We start from the raw sequence: 14596 nt of genomic DNA, 5'->3' as shown, positions 1-14596 counted from the left end.
GAATCCTTTTTAATAAATGAGTTAACCCATTCCTGTGAGGCCAGCCCTTTTAAATCCTCCAGCGTCACCTTCTGGCCGTTCGGCAATTCAATTTCCACCTGGCCGGTGTCTGTCATCCACTGCTGCATTGCCTGAAGAAAGTAAACGATATAACCCTGATTGGCTGACATGGTGCGGGCCGCATCTGAAATGGTGTCCGGTACCGTGGTGGCGATAGAGTATTTCGCGCCGCTGAGCGTTACCGGAGCATTGAATGACAATACCAGTTCTGTATCACTGTTTACCGCGCGGATCATCATGCTGACTGGTGCTGTGCTGTTCTCAATACAGATAAGCTGGCCGGGTGCCACACCGTGAATGTTCTTTTTCCACTGCGTACCGGTGCCGGTCACAATCGGTGAGCCAGCTTTAATGGCTACGGTGCCGTCTGTGTAAATCATGGGGTTTCCTTAAATTTCAGACGAAAAAAAACCGCCGGAGCGGTTGTTGGTGGAAATTACTCATTTTGATTTTAGTTTTTGCGGGTTGAAGTAAGCGACAGGTAATGGTGATAATCAGTCCTCTGTACTCTTACCTTTAACACATGTAATTTTGTCAAACGTATCCATGCGGATCCAACCATGTAACCCCAGAACAGGATCACCTGTACTGAAAAACCGTTTACTGTCCGGCGCATATTTTGTCAGCTTAGCTGAGTAATGCCGGTTATCCAGCCCCTCAAACATATGCCGGTGCAATCCACTGGTTTGGTGTATACGTTATGGCTGCAGGCTGTCAGCGTGGTTATTGCAGCTAATGTGATTAATTTTGATATACTCATTCTTATATCCCCGTTGTATCTATTATCATTATATATAGCGGTATATCACATGATTCAAAAGATTGTGACGCATGCGGTCTGGAATACGTATCAACCAACAGACGTACTTCCAGTTTAGAACCGTTCATTCGCCAGAAATAAGACTCGAATTCCATATATTCATCATAATTTGTTCTTTTCTGAGCACCACCGCCAAATACAACTGCACAGTTATTACCATTATTAGGCATTGTCATAGACCACATTGTATCAGGCCATAGTTTAAGCCGCTGAACATGCAGTATATTTGCAACGCCCCAGTTAGTATTATATACCACCTGATTGGTTACCGGGTTTATCACAACTATTCCCGTTTTTTGATTACGCACCTTAACAGGAGCGTTGCCAAACTCCCAGATTTCTATATTTCCGCCCGGACCGTCGCGGAAAGGCATCGAGACAAAAGCATTGTTATTCGTATTGTCAAACGCCTGACCGCCTATTCTGACCCAGAATGATGATCTGGCTGCGATCATTTGTGTGTTCGGATGAACTCTGGCAGGAAAATAAACTTCTTTGATGGTTCCCTGTCCGGCATCCTGTACTTTCGGACAATGAAACGACTGCTTTCTGATTAACCCTAACGCTATATTAGTACCGTCAATTTGCATCCGGCCGGTGTCACCAAAACATATAAAACCGTGTTTCATGATTTTACACCATATAATATACGCATATAAGTTTCCCTGGCTCTCTGTTCGTCGTTTCGCCTTAAATTACCCTCAAAAATAATAACGCCATTTTCAACCCGGCAGTCGCACCAGCCGTTATGATTGAACCAAAAGCTCGGATTAACCCAGACAAAAATCTCCCCCATAGGGAGCAGGTTCCGGTGATCCCAGCTGTATTTAAACTGACCGACCGGTGCAGGATTAATATCATGCCAACCGACGAATCGACCGGGTCTTTTACCGGAATCTAATATTTTATTACCGCGATCATCATATACAATAATCCCGTGAGCCATATTAATACCCCGATATATCACCAATAATGACCGTCAGCCGGTTATTGTCATATACTTTAATACCGCCCGCTGTAATACCGGTACCGTTTGCTGTTGTTCCGTCAAAGAACTCAAATTTATTAGCCTTTGCATCCAGAATAAAACCCTGTTTACCCGGCACATAGTTCTCCGACTGCATTTTGTCAGTGACAACCACACTGTTAAGCCATGCCTGATTAATGAACGCCTCACGCATAAAGACCTGTCCGTCCTTCATGTACATGAACATGTCCATCGATTTTTTCACCGGATTATAAAACGCAAACTGCTGAGCGTTAAAACCGATAAGGGTGTTCACCTGACCACCTTTCAGCTCAGCCCCGATCACCATACCGGCGGAATAATCCTCACCGTTATAACGGATCCGGACTTTCATATCGTGGACCACAGATGCCTGACCGGATGCCATATCCCACTGCGCGCGGATGGAGTTCTGCGCCAGCGCCAGACCGTCTTCAGCTTTAACCTGTACCGCATCCAGTTTCTCTGCAAGTGCCGTTGTTTCCGTGACCGTGTAGTTGCGGACTTCGATAATTTCTGCTTTCATCGCGCCGGTTTCTCGCTGCCAGTAGCCCCACTGGCCGTAGGCGTTATTGGCGTTGTTGATGATAGCTTCAAAGTTGTCATCAGCCTGAGACTGCAGGTCTTTGATAATTTGTGAATCGCCCAACCCGGCGGCTACTTCATCAATAATGGTTGATGCATCGAACTCGGCCACGCCGCGCACAAACTCAGTCCAGGGAGACTGGTTGCCGGTTTTATCCACCAGCCGGGCACGGAAATAAAACGCGGTACCGGCGGCCAGACCGGCCAGTTCGTGAGAGCGGGACGGGTACGGCACATCGGCCAGCAGTAACAGATTCTGCCCGTCGTTGGTTTTACTGTACTGAATTTCAGTTTTCAGGGTGTCTTCGGTTAATTTCCCGAACTCCCAGTTCAGTTTGATCCCGAATACCAGTGTGGACGCACGGAAGTTCAGCGGCATCGGCGGCTCTCCCACCTTGCCGGTCAGCCGGGTTTCCTCTGAATATCCCCAGCCGCTGGAGATTTCCGCCGCGTTAATCGCCCTGACCCGCACCAGATAGCGGCCTGAATAGACCCCGGGCACGTCAAACGAAGTGGTGGCATTGCGCGGCACATTGATCCAGTTACCGTCATCACGCCGCCACTGCGCCTCATAAGCAATCGCGTTCTCTGCCGGTGACCAGGTAACCTGCATGGTTTCAATGCTGATCCCCTGGTTAACAACAGAGTAAGAGCTGATGGTGATATCTTTCGGCGGGAACTGGTTGCCGGGCGGAATAACACTGACTGGCCGTTCATCGAGTACCGCGCCGGTATCTATCCGGTCGTATTTATCCGGATCATGCATGGTCGCCGATATCGTGAACGTGCCGTCATCATTCTCAGTCACGCTCACCACCCGGTACTGCTGGGCGTACAGCTCGTCTGATTCTGTCACCCAGACACATTCCGGTTCCGGCGTTTCGCTGTATTCCGTGGTAACAGTGATCACGTTATCCGTGACCATCTGAATGGTACGGGCCTGTGATTTTCCGGACGGCAGATTCAGCATCAGCCGGTCACCCGGCGCGGCATCCGGTTTGCGGTCGAGGGTGATACTCCGGCCATTCACCGCACTGACGCGGCCGCCGGTGACTTTCCCGGACAGGTTTTCATCCGCCACTGCAATGATGTAGCCCGGCTGCGGGATATTACCGTCCAGCCCCACACTGAATGTCACTACCCGGTCTTTGTTGTTGGTGAGTATCCCCCAGCGGCCTTTGCGGTTGGCTTCTGACTGCCGGGTACAGCCGATTGCCGTCATTTCCAGCTGATGAAAACCGAACCGGTAAACCAGCTCATTTTCAAACACCGGCTCCATCGCATCGGCATAACCGTTCAGCGGATCCGAGTACGACACCAGTGCGGAGGAGTAGCGGGCCTTACTGCTGCTGCCGGAATAGGTGAAACGACCGTCCAGCACGTTGGCTTTGGTGTAACTGTAATCAATATCCCGGGGCATATCCGCCAGGGTGATAATCTGATTGCCGCCCCAGTAGGTCATACCCCGGAAAATGGCTGCAAAATCGCGCAGTACCGTATAGGCTTCATTGCGATCCTGCACATACACATCACAGATATAACGCGGCTCAGTACCACTGCCGCCCTTGCCGTCCGGTACCGGCTGATCACAATACTGCGCAACGCGGTACAGTTCCCATTTATCGATATTCTGAATTTTGATACGGTCGCCCAGGCCGAAGCGATCGGAAATCACGATATCGTAAAATATCCATGCCGGGTTATTGGTCCACGCCCACTTAAACGAACCGTCCCAGGTACCGGAATACGTCCGGCGCTCCGGGTCATAGTTTGACGGAACGCGGATGATCCGCATCTTCGGCTCGCAGGTGACCTGCGGGATAGAGCCGTCAAACTGTTTTGAGTCAAACTCGATATACAGCAGCGCGGTGTGCGGATAGGTCAGTTTAGCATCAATCACCTCGGTGTAACTCTGCAGCACCAGGGTGTCACCAATTTTCGCACTGTTGGCATCCTTGGTGATTTTCCGCACCCGCAGGGTCCAGGATGTGGCCGACTGCGGCAGATCAATACGATGAGTCCGCTCATAGCCTGAAGTGGTTTTTCCCTTAACCCGGCCGTCCACAACGGTCTTCCAGCTGCCGCCGTCGGTCTGCAAATCAATGGCGTATTTCACCTCGTTACCGACCATGTCCCCGTTATCCTCCTGGCGGAACAGGGACGGCCATTTCAGGCGGACGCGGACAGCTGATAATTGCGGGTTGGTGAATGCATGCGCCCACGGTGTGCTGCTCTGCACGGTAGTACCAACCGTGATTTCATTCTCCGCCGCCGGCATCCCCTGTATATAGGTTTGTGCCTGGGTGCCGGGACGGTATTCCCACACCACGCCGGGAAAGTTTTCCGACCCGTCAGCATTCAGCAGCGGAGTTCCATCCAGAAAAATAGTCTTCCCGGTCAGCTCACCGGCAAATTCCCCTTCCCCGAGGGCGATCAGCAATTTGGCTTTGGCTACGGACTGTAAATCGTCCGGCTGTTCGACGGGCGTGCGCGGGCTGCCACCGCCGCCTTTGCGGCCTGTGATTTGTGTCATTGTGGATTTCCTGCTGAATAACTGAAGGGAAAGTTACTGCTGATCTTCGACGTAAATTCCGGCTGAAATAACCGCGCCGCCGATGCGGCGTTTACCGTAACCGAGCGGTACCGGATAGCCCTGAGAAACGGTGTTCACCGGCGCACCGAATGCATATGATGGCTTATTTTCGCCCTGGTCTTTCACGGCAAGACCGCCCGGCTGCGGAGACAACATCTGGATAATACCGCCCAGCATCATGGATACACCGGTCATGGCCAGCCCGGTATGCAGCGCTCCCCATGCTGCCACTGACGCACCGCCGGTCCAGAACGCAGCTGCCACCATCACCGCCCCGAAAATAACCTGCAGCAATCCCCCGCGTTTGCTGCCGATCACAACAGGCACAATCCGGATAACATCATCCGTCACCGGAAAACCGAGGTCGTCCACCCCGATATTCTTTTTCCCGCGAAATACCGCGTACGTTAAGCCGCGGGATTTACTGGTATTCAGATAGCGTTCAAACCCGGGAATTGTGCAACATAAAGCACGGACCGCTTCGGAGGTTGTGCTGACCAGGCGCTGATGTGTTTTGCCGAAGGTTTTACCCAGCACACCACCGAGTATAATTTTCACCATAATTTCCTGTGACATATTTGCCCCGTAAAAAAACCCGCCGGAGCGGGTCATATCAGTTGCTCATGATGCAGTACCATCACTGTACGATCACGCCAGTAACCGCCATACGGTACCCGCTGACTCAGGTGACCGTATAAGTGATGCAGGAGCATGTTATCAGGCAGCAGAATACCGGCATGATTGGCGACCGGTGCCTGCACCTGCATCACGATGACATCACCGGGCTGCGGATCGTCAACCTGAATAAACCCCGCTTCCCGCCAGTTATCGGCGTAACGGTTCTCACCCTGCTCCCACCAGGGATAATCCACCCGGTAATCCGGCAGTTCAATGCCGTGTTCCTGCCGGAACCAGCTCATGACCAGCCCCCAGCAATCTGTAAACCCGAGCACAAACGGCCGACCAAGTAATGGCAGCTCGCCGCGCGGCTGAACAGTCCGCAGATCCCCCTCCGGCCAGCTGACGATGTACCACGGCACGCCAAGGGCATCACACTGTGCTTTATCCAGTTCTGACGGCTGAGTGGTGGCATCCGGGTGACTGTGCACAATACCTGTCACCGTACCCCAATCCTCAGCAGCGGCGTAATCCTCCGGTGATAATACGAAGTGCTCTTCCGGCGTGGCCGCGACATTGCGGCAGGGAAAGTATTTCACTACACGGGATTTTTGCGCGATCACCCCGCAGCACTCTCGGGGGTATTCACGTTCTGCGTGGGCAAAAATAGCTGCCTGAATGTTTTTACGCATCATTATTTCCTCAGTAATGAGGTTCCCGGAAAGCCGCCGAACGGGATCGGATTATTTTTCCCGAAACGGGGGAAGCAACCGGTATTCAGCATACCGCTGCACTGATCCTGTGCCGGGTCATCCACGCGGTTGCCGTGTTTGTCAAAATACCCGTTCTGCCCGGCATAATCACAGCCGTCACCGGATTTGTATTTGCCACGTATGCACCAGGTACACATTGCATGCAGTTGCCGCGTCGGGATCAGTACCCCCTGCAAATCCATCGGACTGGCTAAATCAAACTCGATAACCTCATTGGTTTCCGAGGATTTGCTGTCGATATAAAAGACCGAGACTTTTTCCTGGGTAGGATCTGCCGACGGGTTACCATCCGGAAAGTTTGCTGCATCCAGATAATGCGCCAGGGTATCGTGTATCGTGACTTTCGCTTTCAGCATGTCATCGTATGCCAGACACAGCGCAGTGACTGAACCATCGAGGTTTGCCACTGATAACTTCGGCTGCGCGCCGGATCCGGTGGTCGACGCCTCTATCCCGTCAATCAGCACCGGCCACGCACGGTACTCTTCACCCTGCCACCAGATGGATTTCGCCGGTAATTTTTCCTGATCACCACCGGCGGCAGTAATTTCTGCCTCTGTATGTGGGATGTTGTATGCATGGAACCGCAAAATATCCGGCGCACCGAATGCGGTACCGTCAACCTCAAAAAGCCGGACGGCATTACCCGGTTCCAGCTTCTGGTAGTCATTTGTGATCATGGTTTAAATGCCTGAGTAAAAGTGAGAGAAAGTGAATAGTTGTCACCGCCGAGCGGGGTGAGCTTATGTTCGTCGCACCGGTACAGACCGACCGGCTCAAGCGGAGGTTTCCACTGAAAAGCCTTTATACCGCCGTGACGGTCGATAAACTGACGGATAGCCGCGATATACTCCCCGCGGCCGGTAAATTCCAGTGACCACTTCTGGCTGCGGGGATTAAGACCGTCACCGGACACCTGCTCATAACCATCACCGAACTTCGCCCTGCGGGTTTTATAGGTGATGTCCTCCGTGGGATTAACACGGGGACACCAGGTGAAAATTTCAATCATTGACGGGCCCCTTTCGCAACCGACCAGATGGCACCGCCGGGCCGCAGATCTGTATTAATCAGCGCCCGGTAACGCTGGTCTACATACTGCCCAATCTCCCGGCCAAACTGTTCATAACCAGCTGACGACTGCGTCTGGCTGCCGCCGTTACTGTCAATGGTAATAAACACCTGTGGTGCTGCAGAACCGGTATTCTGATTTCTGCCAATCGCCCGGACACCGAGAGAGCCATCCGCCGCCCGTGTTAACGGCATAATCGCTTCCGGTCCGGCCTCACCCATCAGCCCGGCACCTTTGGCAAACGCAAAATAAGTCGGGGTGCTGACTATCTGATTACTGTACGCACTCAGGCCCGGGGAGTCATAAACCCCGCCCTTGGCATTTGCCGCAGCACCTCCCAGGAAGTCACCGACAGCACCAATCCAGCCACCGACACCAGACATGGACTTAATACTGTTCACAATCGCAGCGTTAACCAGAATTTTCTGGATAGACTTAAGGACTTCCACAGACCAGTCGCGCCAGCTGGCTTTGTTACCGTTCAGCATGTCAGTGATGTTATTCACCATACCGCCCATGGCGCTCTGTACCGCAGATGCGGTTTGCTCCGCATAGTCTCCGGCCTCAGCAACCCAGTCTTCCATCCCCCGGGTAACCCCGCTGGTCCAGTCAGACTGAACTTCCTTTATTTTCTGATATTTCAGGTTGAGCGCGTCAATCTCCCGGTTATAAGCTTCGGTCGCACTTTTTCCCTGATCAGATTTGGCATAAACACGATCAATCTGCTGGCGTTCTTCATACAAACTGCGCCGGTTTCCGCCCATCCCACGGGTTTTATCGATTTGTTCCGCTTCATCACTGAATTTACGGGCACCGTCACGCATCGCTTTCAGCGCATCATCCATTTCACGCTGCTTTCTGACCGCCTCGTCGGCCTTTTGTGTCCACTCCGCCAGGGCAACAGAGGATGCGCGGATCGCTTTTCGCTGCTCATCCGTCCATTTGGTACCGGCCTCATGCGCAGCCGCATACAGCTCTGCAGCTTTTTCCCCCTGCGTGGCCCTGACTTTCTGAACCTCCGTGGCCACACTCAGATCCGCCATTTTGCGGGCATACTGCTCCGCCTGACGTTCCGCTTCTTTCTGCTCTTTATTGAAAGCACTCTGGGCGCTTTTACCCGCTTTCAGTTCCTTACTCAGCTTTTCCTGATTCCGGTAGGCTGCCACCTGATTATCAATGTATTTCTGCCGGTTATCGGCAAATTCGGGTTTATTCAGCAGACCGATATCATCTGCGGCAAACTCAGCCTGCCGGATAACACGGGCTTCCCCGGTCAGTGCGGACAGTTCTTTGTCCCGCTCTGATTTCTGAATGAAATCCTGCTGTTTTTCGCTGAGAGGCGCTGCCGGGATACGCATCGGGCTGTTAACCAGAGCCAGACGGTTAGTCAGGATCTGATTTCCGGCAGACATTATCCGGTTAAATTCACTATGCTCCGCATTCACCATCAGTAATGAATGACGCATATTATTCTGGGCAGCAGACTGCTGACGAATAAGAAAATCACGCTGACTTTCGACCGCCTTCAGTGCTGACTGAATCTCTTCCGATTTTTTGCTCAGCTCATTAAGTCTGCTCTGTTCAACCGAAAGCTCATCCTGCGCAGCAGCCAGGGATTTAACCGCATCTTCCTGACTGATCAGATGGTTAATCAGATAGCCGTTGATACTTGGTCCCGGAGAAGCCAGCATCTGCTGATACCCAGCTATCTCTGATTTTAATCCCTCGACTTTCTGACGCTGCTCATCAACCAGTTTATTTTGCGCCGCCAGAGCTTCTTTGGTTTTACCGGAGTTATCAGCGGTTTCCGGCAGCGTCATTTTATTAAGATTGGCACGAACCTGGTCAATGGTGGCGGCGTATTCAAGTGCGGACTGTCTTGCCTGCTCCTGCTTCTGGTACATCGTGTACCAGGCACCGGCCCCCAGCATCACCAGCCCCGGAATACCGCCGACCAGCCCCAGCGCACCACCAAGAAGACGTGAACCGACAGATGTGACGTTATTCAGGTTATTTTGCGCGATATTTCGGGCATTTATATTGCGTGCAACGGAGGCCTGTACAGCTGCCAGCCGCTTTTCTGCGCCTGCCTGTGCATCGGTTCCGCGCGCAGCAGCCAGGGATTTTTGTGCCCGGTATTCTGCTGCACGCGCTCTGGCAACCGCAATTTGTGTTCCGCGCAGCTGGGCCTGCGCAAGAGCGACCTCGCCTTTTGCGGCATTTGCCACGCCGATAGTGGCTCTGGCTACACTGGTGGTCAGCCCGCCGAAATACCGTGCAAGGCCAACCCCGACCAGTGCCCCTGCAACAGTGGCGATGGTGTCTATATTCCCGGCAATACCATTCAGCGCCCCGGTCAGTGTACTCGTTGCACCTGACGCCTCATTAGCCCCGCCAACCCACGCCATAAAGGCGTTTTCTACCTTTTGCGAAGCCATACTGACGGTCTGCGGTAACTGCTCAAATTCTTTTCTGAGTTGCTCCGTATTTGTCAGGATCGGGACGATTTTATCCGTGGTCAGCTGCCCGCTCTGCGCCATATCACGCAGACCGCCGATGGTGGTACCCATTCCGGCTGCCAGCAGTCTGGCCAGTCGTCCGCCGTTTTCCATGACGGAGTTGAATTCTTCTCCGCGCAACACACCGGAGGCCAGTGCCTGACTCAGCTGAGTGGTAACGGAACTGGCTTCCGCCGCACTGGCACCGGATAAAATCAGTGAGGTGGCAATCGTTTCTGTGACTTTAGCCACATCCCCCGAGGCATAACCCGCATCACGCATTGACTGCGCAATACGGGCATACAGGTTGGTATTTGCCGCCAGTGATGTGCCGGTACGCTGACTTAACGACATCAGTTCCTGCTGAGCACGGCTGAAATCCTCCGCAGACACAGAGGCCAGTTTCAGGCGACCGCTTAACTGGCTCCATGTATCGGCATAACTGATAAGCTGCTGCGTGGCAAAAGCACCGGCCATGGCCCCCATGACACCGGTTACTGTCGATTTTATTGATGACAGTTCATTATTCAGTTCACTGATTGCCCGTTTCGTTTCACGTGATGCCGATGCTGCTTTGCGTCCGCCCTGCTCCAGCGTCCGGTAATAGTTCTCCCCCATCCGTGAGGCGCGCGCTATTTCAGACTGAAACGAGGAGGAATTTGCCGATATTTTAATAATAAGCTCACGAAGCTTTGCCATTACGTCCTCTGCTATGTCAGTACAATCAGCTTTCAGATACCGATTTCAGAAAACCCTCCAGCCCGTCACCTGCCTCACCGCTATCCGTTTTTCCCCATTGCAGCCTCGCATCATTCAGGCTGAGTTTGCCGCCCTGTGCGCCGTACAGCGATGAGACAATATGGGCCGTCTGTATGTCACTGCGGATGTCCCCGATCGGGCTCAGGCGGTCAAAAGCCATCCACATGGTCAGCTCACCGGCGCTCATCGTTCTGGTCAGTTCATCCACTGTGCGCCCCATCCGGAGTGCCAGTGTCATCAGAAAAAACATCCCGGGCTGTGCTACTTTTTTTCCGCTTCATCCGGCGTGGTCATCAGATCAAGTGCCTGTTTCAGTAAGCGGGCATGAACCGGCCCGTAAACAGCCATCACTGTTTCCGTGTCATCATCACTGAACACCCGCTCTTTATCTTCATCCAGCAGCACGTCAGAAAACATCACCACATCAGCCCGCAGATTACGCTGCGCCTGTTCTGCCTCTGACAATTTTTCATCCCCGTCTGCGCCGGTATTCATCAGCTCACGCCATCTGAGCCAGGCTGCCGAAGACGGTTCCCGCAGAATAACGGTGACGCCGCTCCATTCAGGTACCTTCACCATCTTTGAACGAAAGGCGTTTTTTGGACTGAGTGCCAGTTCTTTTAATGACAGTTTCCGATTCGCCACGGCTTATTCCCTCTTTCCCGGCTCAGTTACCGCCCCGTTTTTCAGCGGAACAGGCTTACCTTTCATACGCAGCGTGAAAGACGCGGTGACCAGCCCGCTGGTTGCCGCACTCCAGCTGTTCTGACGGACTTCAGCCAGGAAGGCATAACCATTACCTGACGGAAACTCCACTTTGAACGCATGAATAGTATCTTTGTCATAGGCAGTACGCAGAACATCCTGACCTTCATCCGGTGACCAGTTACCGAAGATCGTGATTTCCCCCGGAGAGGCCAGCCCGTTGGTCATTTCCTGCTCCGTTGAGCACAGGGTTGTGACATCAATATCCGACTTCTGCCCACCGGTATAACTGATCTCTTTGGCCGCACAGGCCAGCGGCAGAAATTCTGCGGATGCGGGGTTCACTTCTGTTGCAGGCAGCTTTGAAATACTGATTTTCGTGCCCTGCGTTTTTTCATATTTGCTCGGCATGATTATTTTCCTGTAAGCATAAAAAAAGCTGCCGCAGCAGCTTGTTGTTCAAGATTACGTTATTGCCAGACCTGACACTCCAGCGTGGCCCGGAAAAGCGAGGTATCCGCTTCATAGCCCTGCTTTTCTGTAAACTCTGCCGGTGAAAACGGAGAAACAGCAGCAACAGACAGTTCACGGATCCGGCGGGCTTCATCGATGGTTTTTGCATACACATCAATCTGGATATTGGTCATTGTCTCAGCACGGCCGCACAGCACATCGCCGCCGGTATCATAAAGTGAAAAAACACACCACGGCGGCTGAATTTTGGGTTCATCCTGCGGAGCCACATACGGAAAAACCCTGCCCGGCAGCACCGGGTCAAGCAAAGAAAACAAATCAGATTCTTTCATCCGCTCAGCACCTTATCGATAGCCTGACTGAGTTTGCTCAGCGCCAGATCCGCAGCCTCATCCGCTTTACCGTCAAATGCCGGGCGGATAAACGGTTGTGGTGCCATTTTGGATGTGCCGTTTTCCAGAAAACGCCAGTAAAACGCATTACGCGGGTCGTCGGTTTTCAGTGTGTTATCACTGTTGGTTCCGGCGGCGTTGGTTCCCCGGATGTACACACCGGAGACAACCTCACCTTTATAACGGCTCCGCTGACCGCCGGTAACGATATTACGCGCCAGTTTTCCGGTCCTGACAGGAGCGCTCCGCCGGACCTCATCCCGCAGCATATCCGCTGCGGCTTTCGCAGCCTCCCGCAGCACACGGGTATTTTCAGCCCGGCTGAGTGATTCCAGATCACGGGACAGTTCAGCAAAACCGGACAAATCCAGCCCCATATCAGCCATCTTTCACCCCCTGTTTACACAGCAGTTCCAGCCGGGTAAATTTCACATCCGGGATCACAGCCTGAATATCGTAGACCTGACCGCGATATACCATCCGGCATGCGGGATGAATATCCGGCCGGTACCGCATCCATACACGAACAGTGATTTCTGACATTTCCGCTCCGGCGGTCAGCAGTTCCCGGCCACTGACGGGTCTGACTTCCGCATTCACAGACGGGCCAATATCAACCCATAACTTTTCTCTCTGGCCAGACGGGAGTATTGTGATTTCAGCTCTCTGAAATACAACAATATGTCTCAGACGACCAGCCTGCATAATTTCATCCTTACGGCCTGCGCCGGTAATCTCTTAAATGGCGGTACAAAGAGTCCGGTAATGACTGCCCCTCCCGGTTTTCATACCAAAATCCGACCATCTGTTTTAATCTGAGCACTATATCCGCACTTAAAAACAAGGTATCAGGGTCGTCTTTATCAGGTTTTTCCGGGGTAAGCTTTCTGTTAGTGACCCGCTCAACTTCTGATACGGCAGCACTCAAAAATTGCAGTAAAAGATCATTATCATGGTCACCATCGATATAGCATTGCATTTTCAGCTCTTCAATTGTCGGTAATGACATGAAACCCTCCGGAAAAGCGGCATCTCTGCCGCCGTAATTAATCAGCCTCCTGCACCTGCAGCTTTCAGTAATTTCACAGCATTACTGTCCACCATCATGCTGCCGACACGCTTCGTGGTATAGAAATGCACAAACGGCTTGTTGGTGTACGGATCGCGCAGCATACGGATGCCGATACGATCCAGGATGGTGTAGCAGCGTCTGAAGTTACCGAACGCCAGCGGAACAGCACCGGCAGCCATATCAGCAAACTGCTCATTTTCCGCAATACCATATCCCAGTAATGCAGACGGCTGACCCAATTGCAGGCCCGGCTGCCACAGGTAATTTCCCTGGGAATCCTTCAGTGTGCGCACTTTGAATAACGTATTGTTATTCATCATAAACTTAGCACCGTTACGGTATGGTTTTCGCAGGGTATAAATCAGTTTCATCACTTCATCAGCGGTCAGTTCGGTCGGTTTCTTCAGCAACAGGTGTTGCAATTTGCCCCAGTCACGCTCCTTATCCGCTTTATCATCACTGCCGTAGGCCAGCAATCCTTTGGGCTTTTTGCTGCCGTCTCCGCTGGTGAATGCCGCGTCTTCCTGCGCTGCAAATTCAGTTATCAGTTCACCGGTAATGAACTGCTCAACGTTGAAAAAGGCATCATCCAGCATAGTCTGAGTCGCCGCCGGATTGCCGTAAATTTCCCCCCACACCGGCTCAATGGTACCGAGTTTTGACGTGCTGGTTTCCGGACGGGCATCAGTCTCACCAACCCAACCGCTGCCGGTACCTCCCATATTCACGAGGCGCTTGTAATTCGGTGTGCCGACTGAGACAACATTACATTCCTGACGCATAATGACTTCGTCACGCAGAGCAGAAATAATATTGCGATCCAGTTCTTCCGGCACGGCATAACCACCGTCAGGATCAGAACCAATCTGCATGGCTTTCTGTTCCAGTTCGGCCAGGCCGTCATCCTTACCTTTGCGGACAAACAGTTCGAATGCACTTTTGTGCTCAGCAACATCTTTGTTTGCCACACCACCTGCCGGGCGTTTCACGGCCGCCAGCTCAGCTTCCAGCGACGATTTCAGCTCGTCCAGTTCGGATAATCTGCCGTTCAGAGTTTCCACTGACTCGGCCAGTCTGCCTTTTTCTGATTCGATGGCATCAATACGTTTGTCATTTTTTGACTTAAATTCTTCAAATGACGCTTTCAGCTCTTTTGCCACTTCACTGAT

At 52.5% G+C, this 14596-nt stretch carries 16 protein-coding genes and 1 pseudogene; all 17 read right to left on the bottom strand.

The window, feature by feature from the left end:
* Positions 1 to 440: pseudogene (locus N7387_RS20240) on the bottom strand (hypothetical protein); the annotation flags it as partial.
* Positions 441 to 822: 382 nt separating this feature from the next.
* The gene (locus N7387_RS20235; RefSeq protein ID WP_279800812.1) at positions 823 to 1509 is read right to left on the bottom strand and encodes a hypothetical protein; all 687 of its coding nucleotides are present in this window, start codon (positions 1507 to 1509) and stop codon (positions 823 to 825) included.
* A complete protein-coding gene (locus N7387_RS20230; RefSeq protein ID WP_163653249.1) occupies positions 1506 to 1826 on the bottom strand; it encodes a hypothetical protein in 321 nt (106 codons plus the stop codon). The genes N7387_RS20235 and N7387_RS20230 overlap by 4 nt, the downstream gene beginning before the upstream one ends.
* Position 1827: 1 nt before the next feature.
* Entirely contained in the window at positions 1828 to 5004 is a 3177-nt protein-coding gene (locus N7387_RS20225) for a host specificity protein J (protein ID WP_279800811.1), read from the bottom strand.
* A gap of 33 nt (positions 5005 to 5037) precedes the next feature.
* Positions 5038 to 5640 (bottom strand): tail assembly protein, encoded by a 603-nt coding sequence (locus tag N7387_RS20220; protein ID WP_279800810.1) that lies wholly within the window; start codon positions 5638 to 5640, stop codon positions 5038 to 5040.
* Positions 5641 to 5672: 32 nt separating this feature from the next.
* Positions 5673 to 6374 carry a C40 family peptidase gene (locus N7387_RS20215; protein ID WP_279800813.1) on the bottom strand — a complete coding sequence of 234 codons (702 nt, stop codon included), beginning with the start codon at positions 6372 to 6374 and terminating at the stop codon, positions 5673 to 5675.
* 2 nt (positions 6375 to 6376) lie between these two features.
* A complete protein-coding gene (locus N7387_RS20210) occupies positions 6377 to 7135 on the bottom strand; it encodes a phage minor tail protein L (protein WP_221721541.1) in 759 nt (252 codons plus the stop codon).
* Positions 7132 to 7467 carry a phage tail protein gene (locus N7387_RS20205; RefSeq protein WP_036408196.1) on the bottom strand — a complete coding sequence of 112 codons (336 nt, stop codon included), beginning with the start codon at positions 7465 to 7467 and terminating at the stop codon, positions 7132 to 7134. Before N7387_RS20205 ends, N7387_RS20210 begins: the two co-directional genes overlap by 4 nt.
* On the bottom strand, positions 7464 to 10724 hold the full coding sequence (locus tag N7387_RS20200) for a phage tail tape measure protein (protein ID WP_279800809.1): 3261 nt from the start codon (positions 10722 to 10724) through the stop codon (positions 7464 to 7466). Before N7387_RS20200 ends, N7387_RS20205 begins: the two co-directional genes overlap by 4 nt.
* Before the next feature lie 25 nt (positions 10725 to 10749).
* Positions 10750 to 11034 carry a DUF4035 domain-containing protein gene (locus N7387_RS20195; RefSeq protein WP_279800808.1) on the bottom strand — a complete coding sequence of 95 codons (285 nt, stop codon included), beginning with the start codon at positions 11032 to 11034 and terminating at the stop codon, positions 10750 to 10752.
* A gap of 11 nt (positions 11035 to 11045) precedes the next feature.
* The gene (locus N7387_RS20190) at positions 11046 to 11429 is read right to left on the bottom strand and encodes a phage tail assembly chaperone (protein WP_112550265.1); all 384 of its coding nucleotides are present in this window, start codon (positions 11427 to 11429) and stop codon (positions 11046 to 11048) included.
* Positions 11430 to 11432: 3 nt separating this feature from the next.
* Entirely contained in the window at positions 11433 to 11900 is a 468-nt protein-coding gene (locus tag N7387_RS20185) for a phage tail tube protein (RefSeq protein WP_279800807.1), read from the bottom strand.
* 59 nt (positions 11901 to 11959) lie between these two features.
* Positions 11960 to 12295, bottom strand: coding sequence for a hypothetical protein (locus tag N7387_RS20180; protein ID WP_279800806.1), 336 nt, complete (start codon positions 12293 to 12295; stop codon positions 11960 to 11962).
* Positions 12292 to 12741, bottom strand: coding sequence for an HK97-gp10 family putative phage morphogenesis protein (locus tag N7387_RS20175; protein ID WP_279800805.1), 450 nt, complete (start codon positions 12739 to 12741; stop codon positions 12292 to 12294). Before N7387_RS20175 ends, N7387_RS20180 begins: the two co-directional genes overlap by 4 nt.
* A complete protein-coding gene (locus N7387_RS20170; RefSeq protein WP_112550268.1) occupies positions 12734 to 13060 on the bottom strand; it encodes a phage head closure protein in 327 nt (108 codons plus the stop codon). The genes N7387_RS20175 and N7387_RS20170 overlap by 8 nt, the downstream gene beginning before the upstream one ends.
* A 10-nt stretch (positions 13061 to 13070) precedes the next feature.
* A complete protein-coding gene (locus N7387_RS20165) occupies positions 13071 to 13364 on the bottom strand; it encodes a head-tail connector protein (RefSeq protein ID WP_279800804.1) in 294 nt (97 codons plus the stop codon).
* Between the two features lie 41 nt (positions 13365 to 13405).
* On the bottom strand, positions 13406 to 14596 hold a 1191-nt coding region (locus N7387_RS20160), incomplete at its 5' end, for a phage major capsid protein (protein ID WP_279800803.1).

Origin of the sequence: Morganella sp. GD04133, from assembly GCF_029835375.1 — a bacterium.
GTDB classification, from domain to species: domain Bacteria; phylum Pseudomonadota; class Gammaproteobacteria; order Enterobacterales; family Enterobacteriaceae; genus Morganella; species Morganella morganii_B.
Note: the sequence above shows the minus strand (reverse complement) of the source record. Positions and strands in the feature narration are given on the sequence as shown.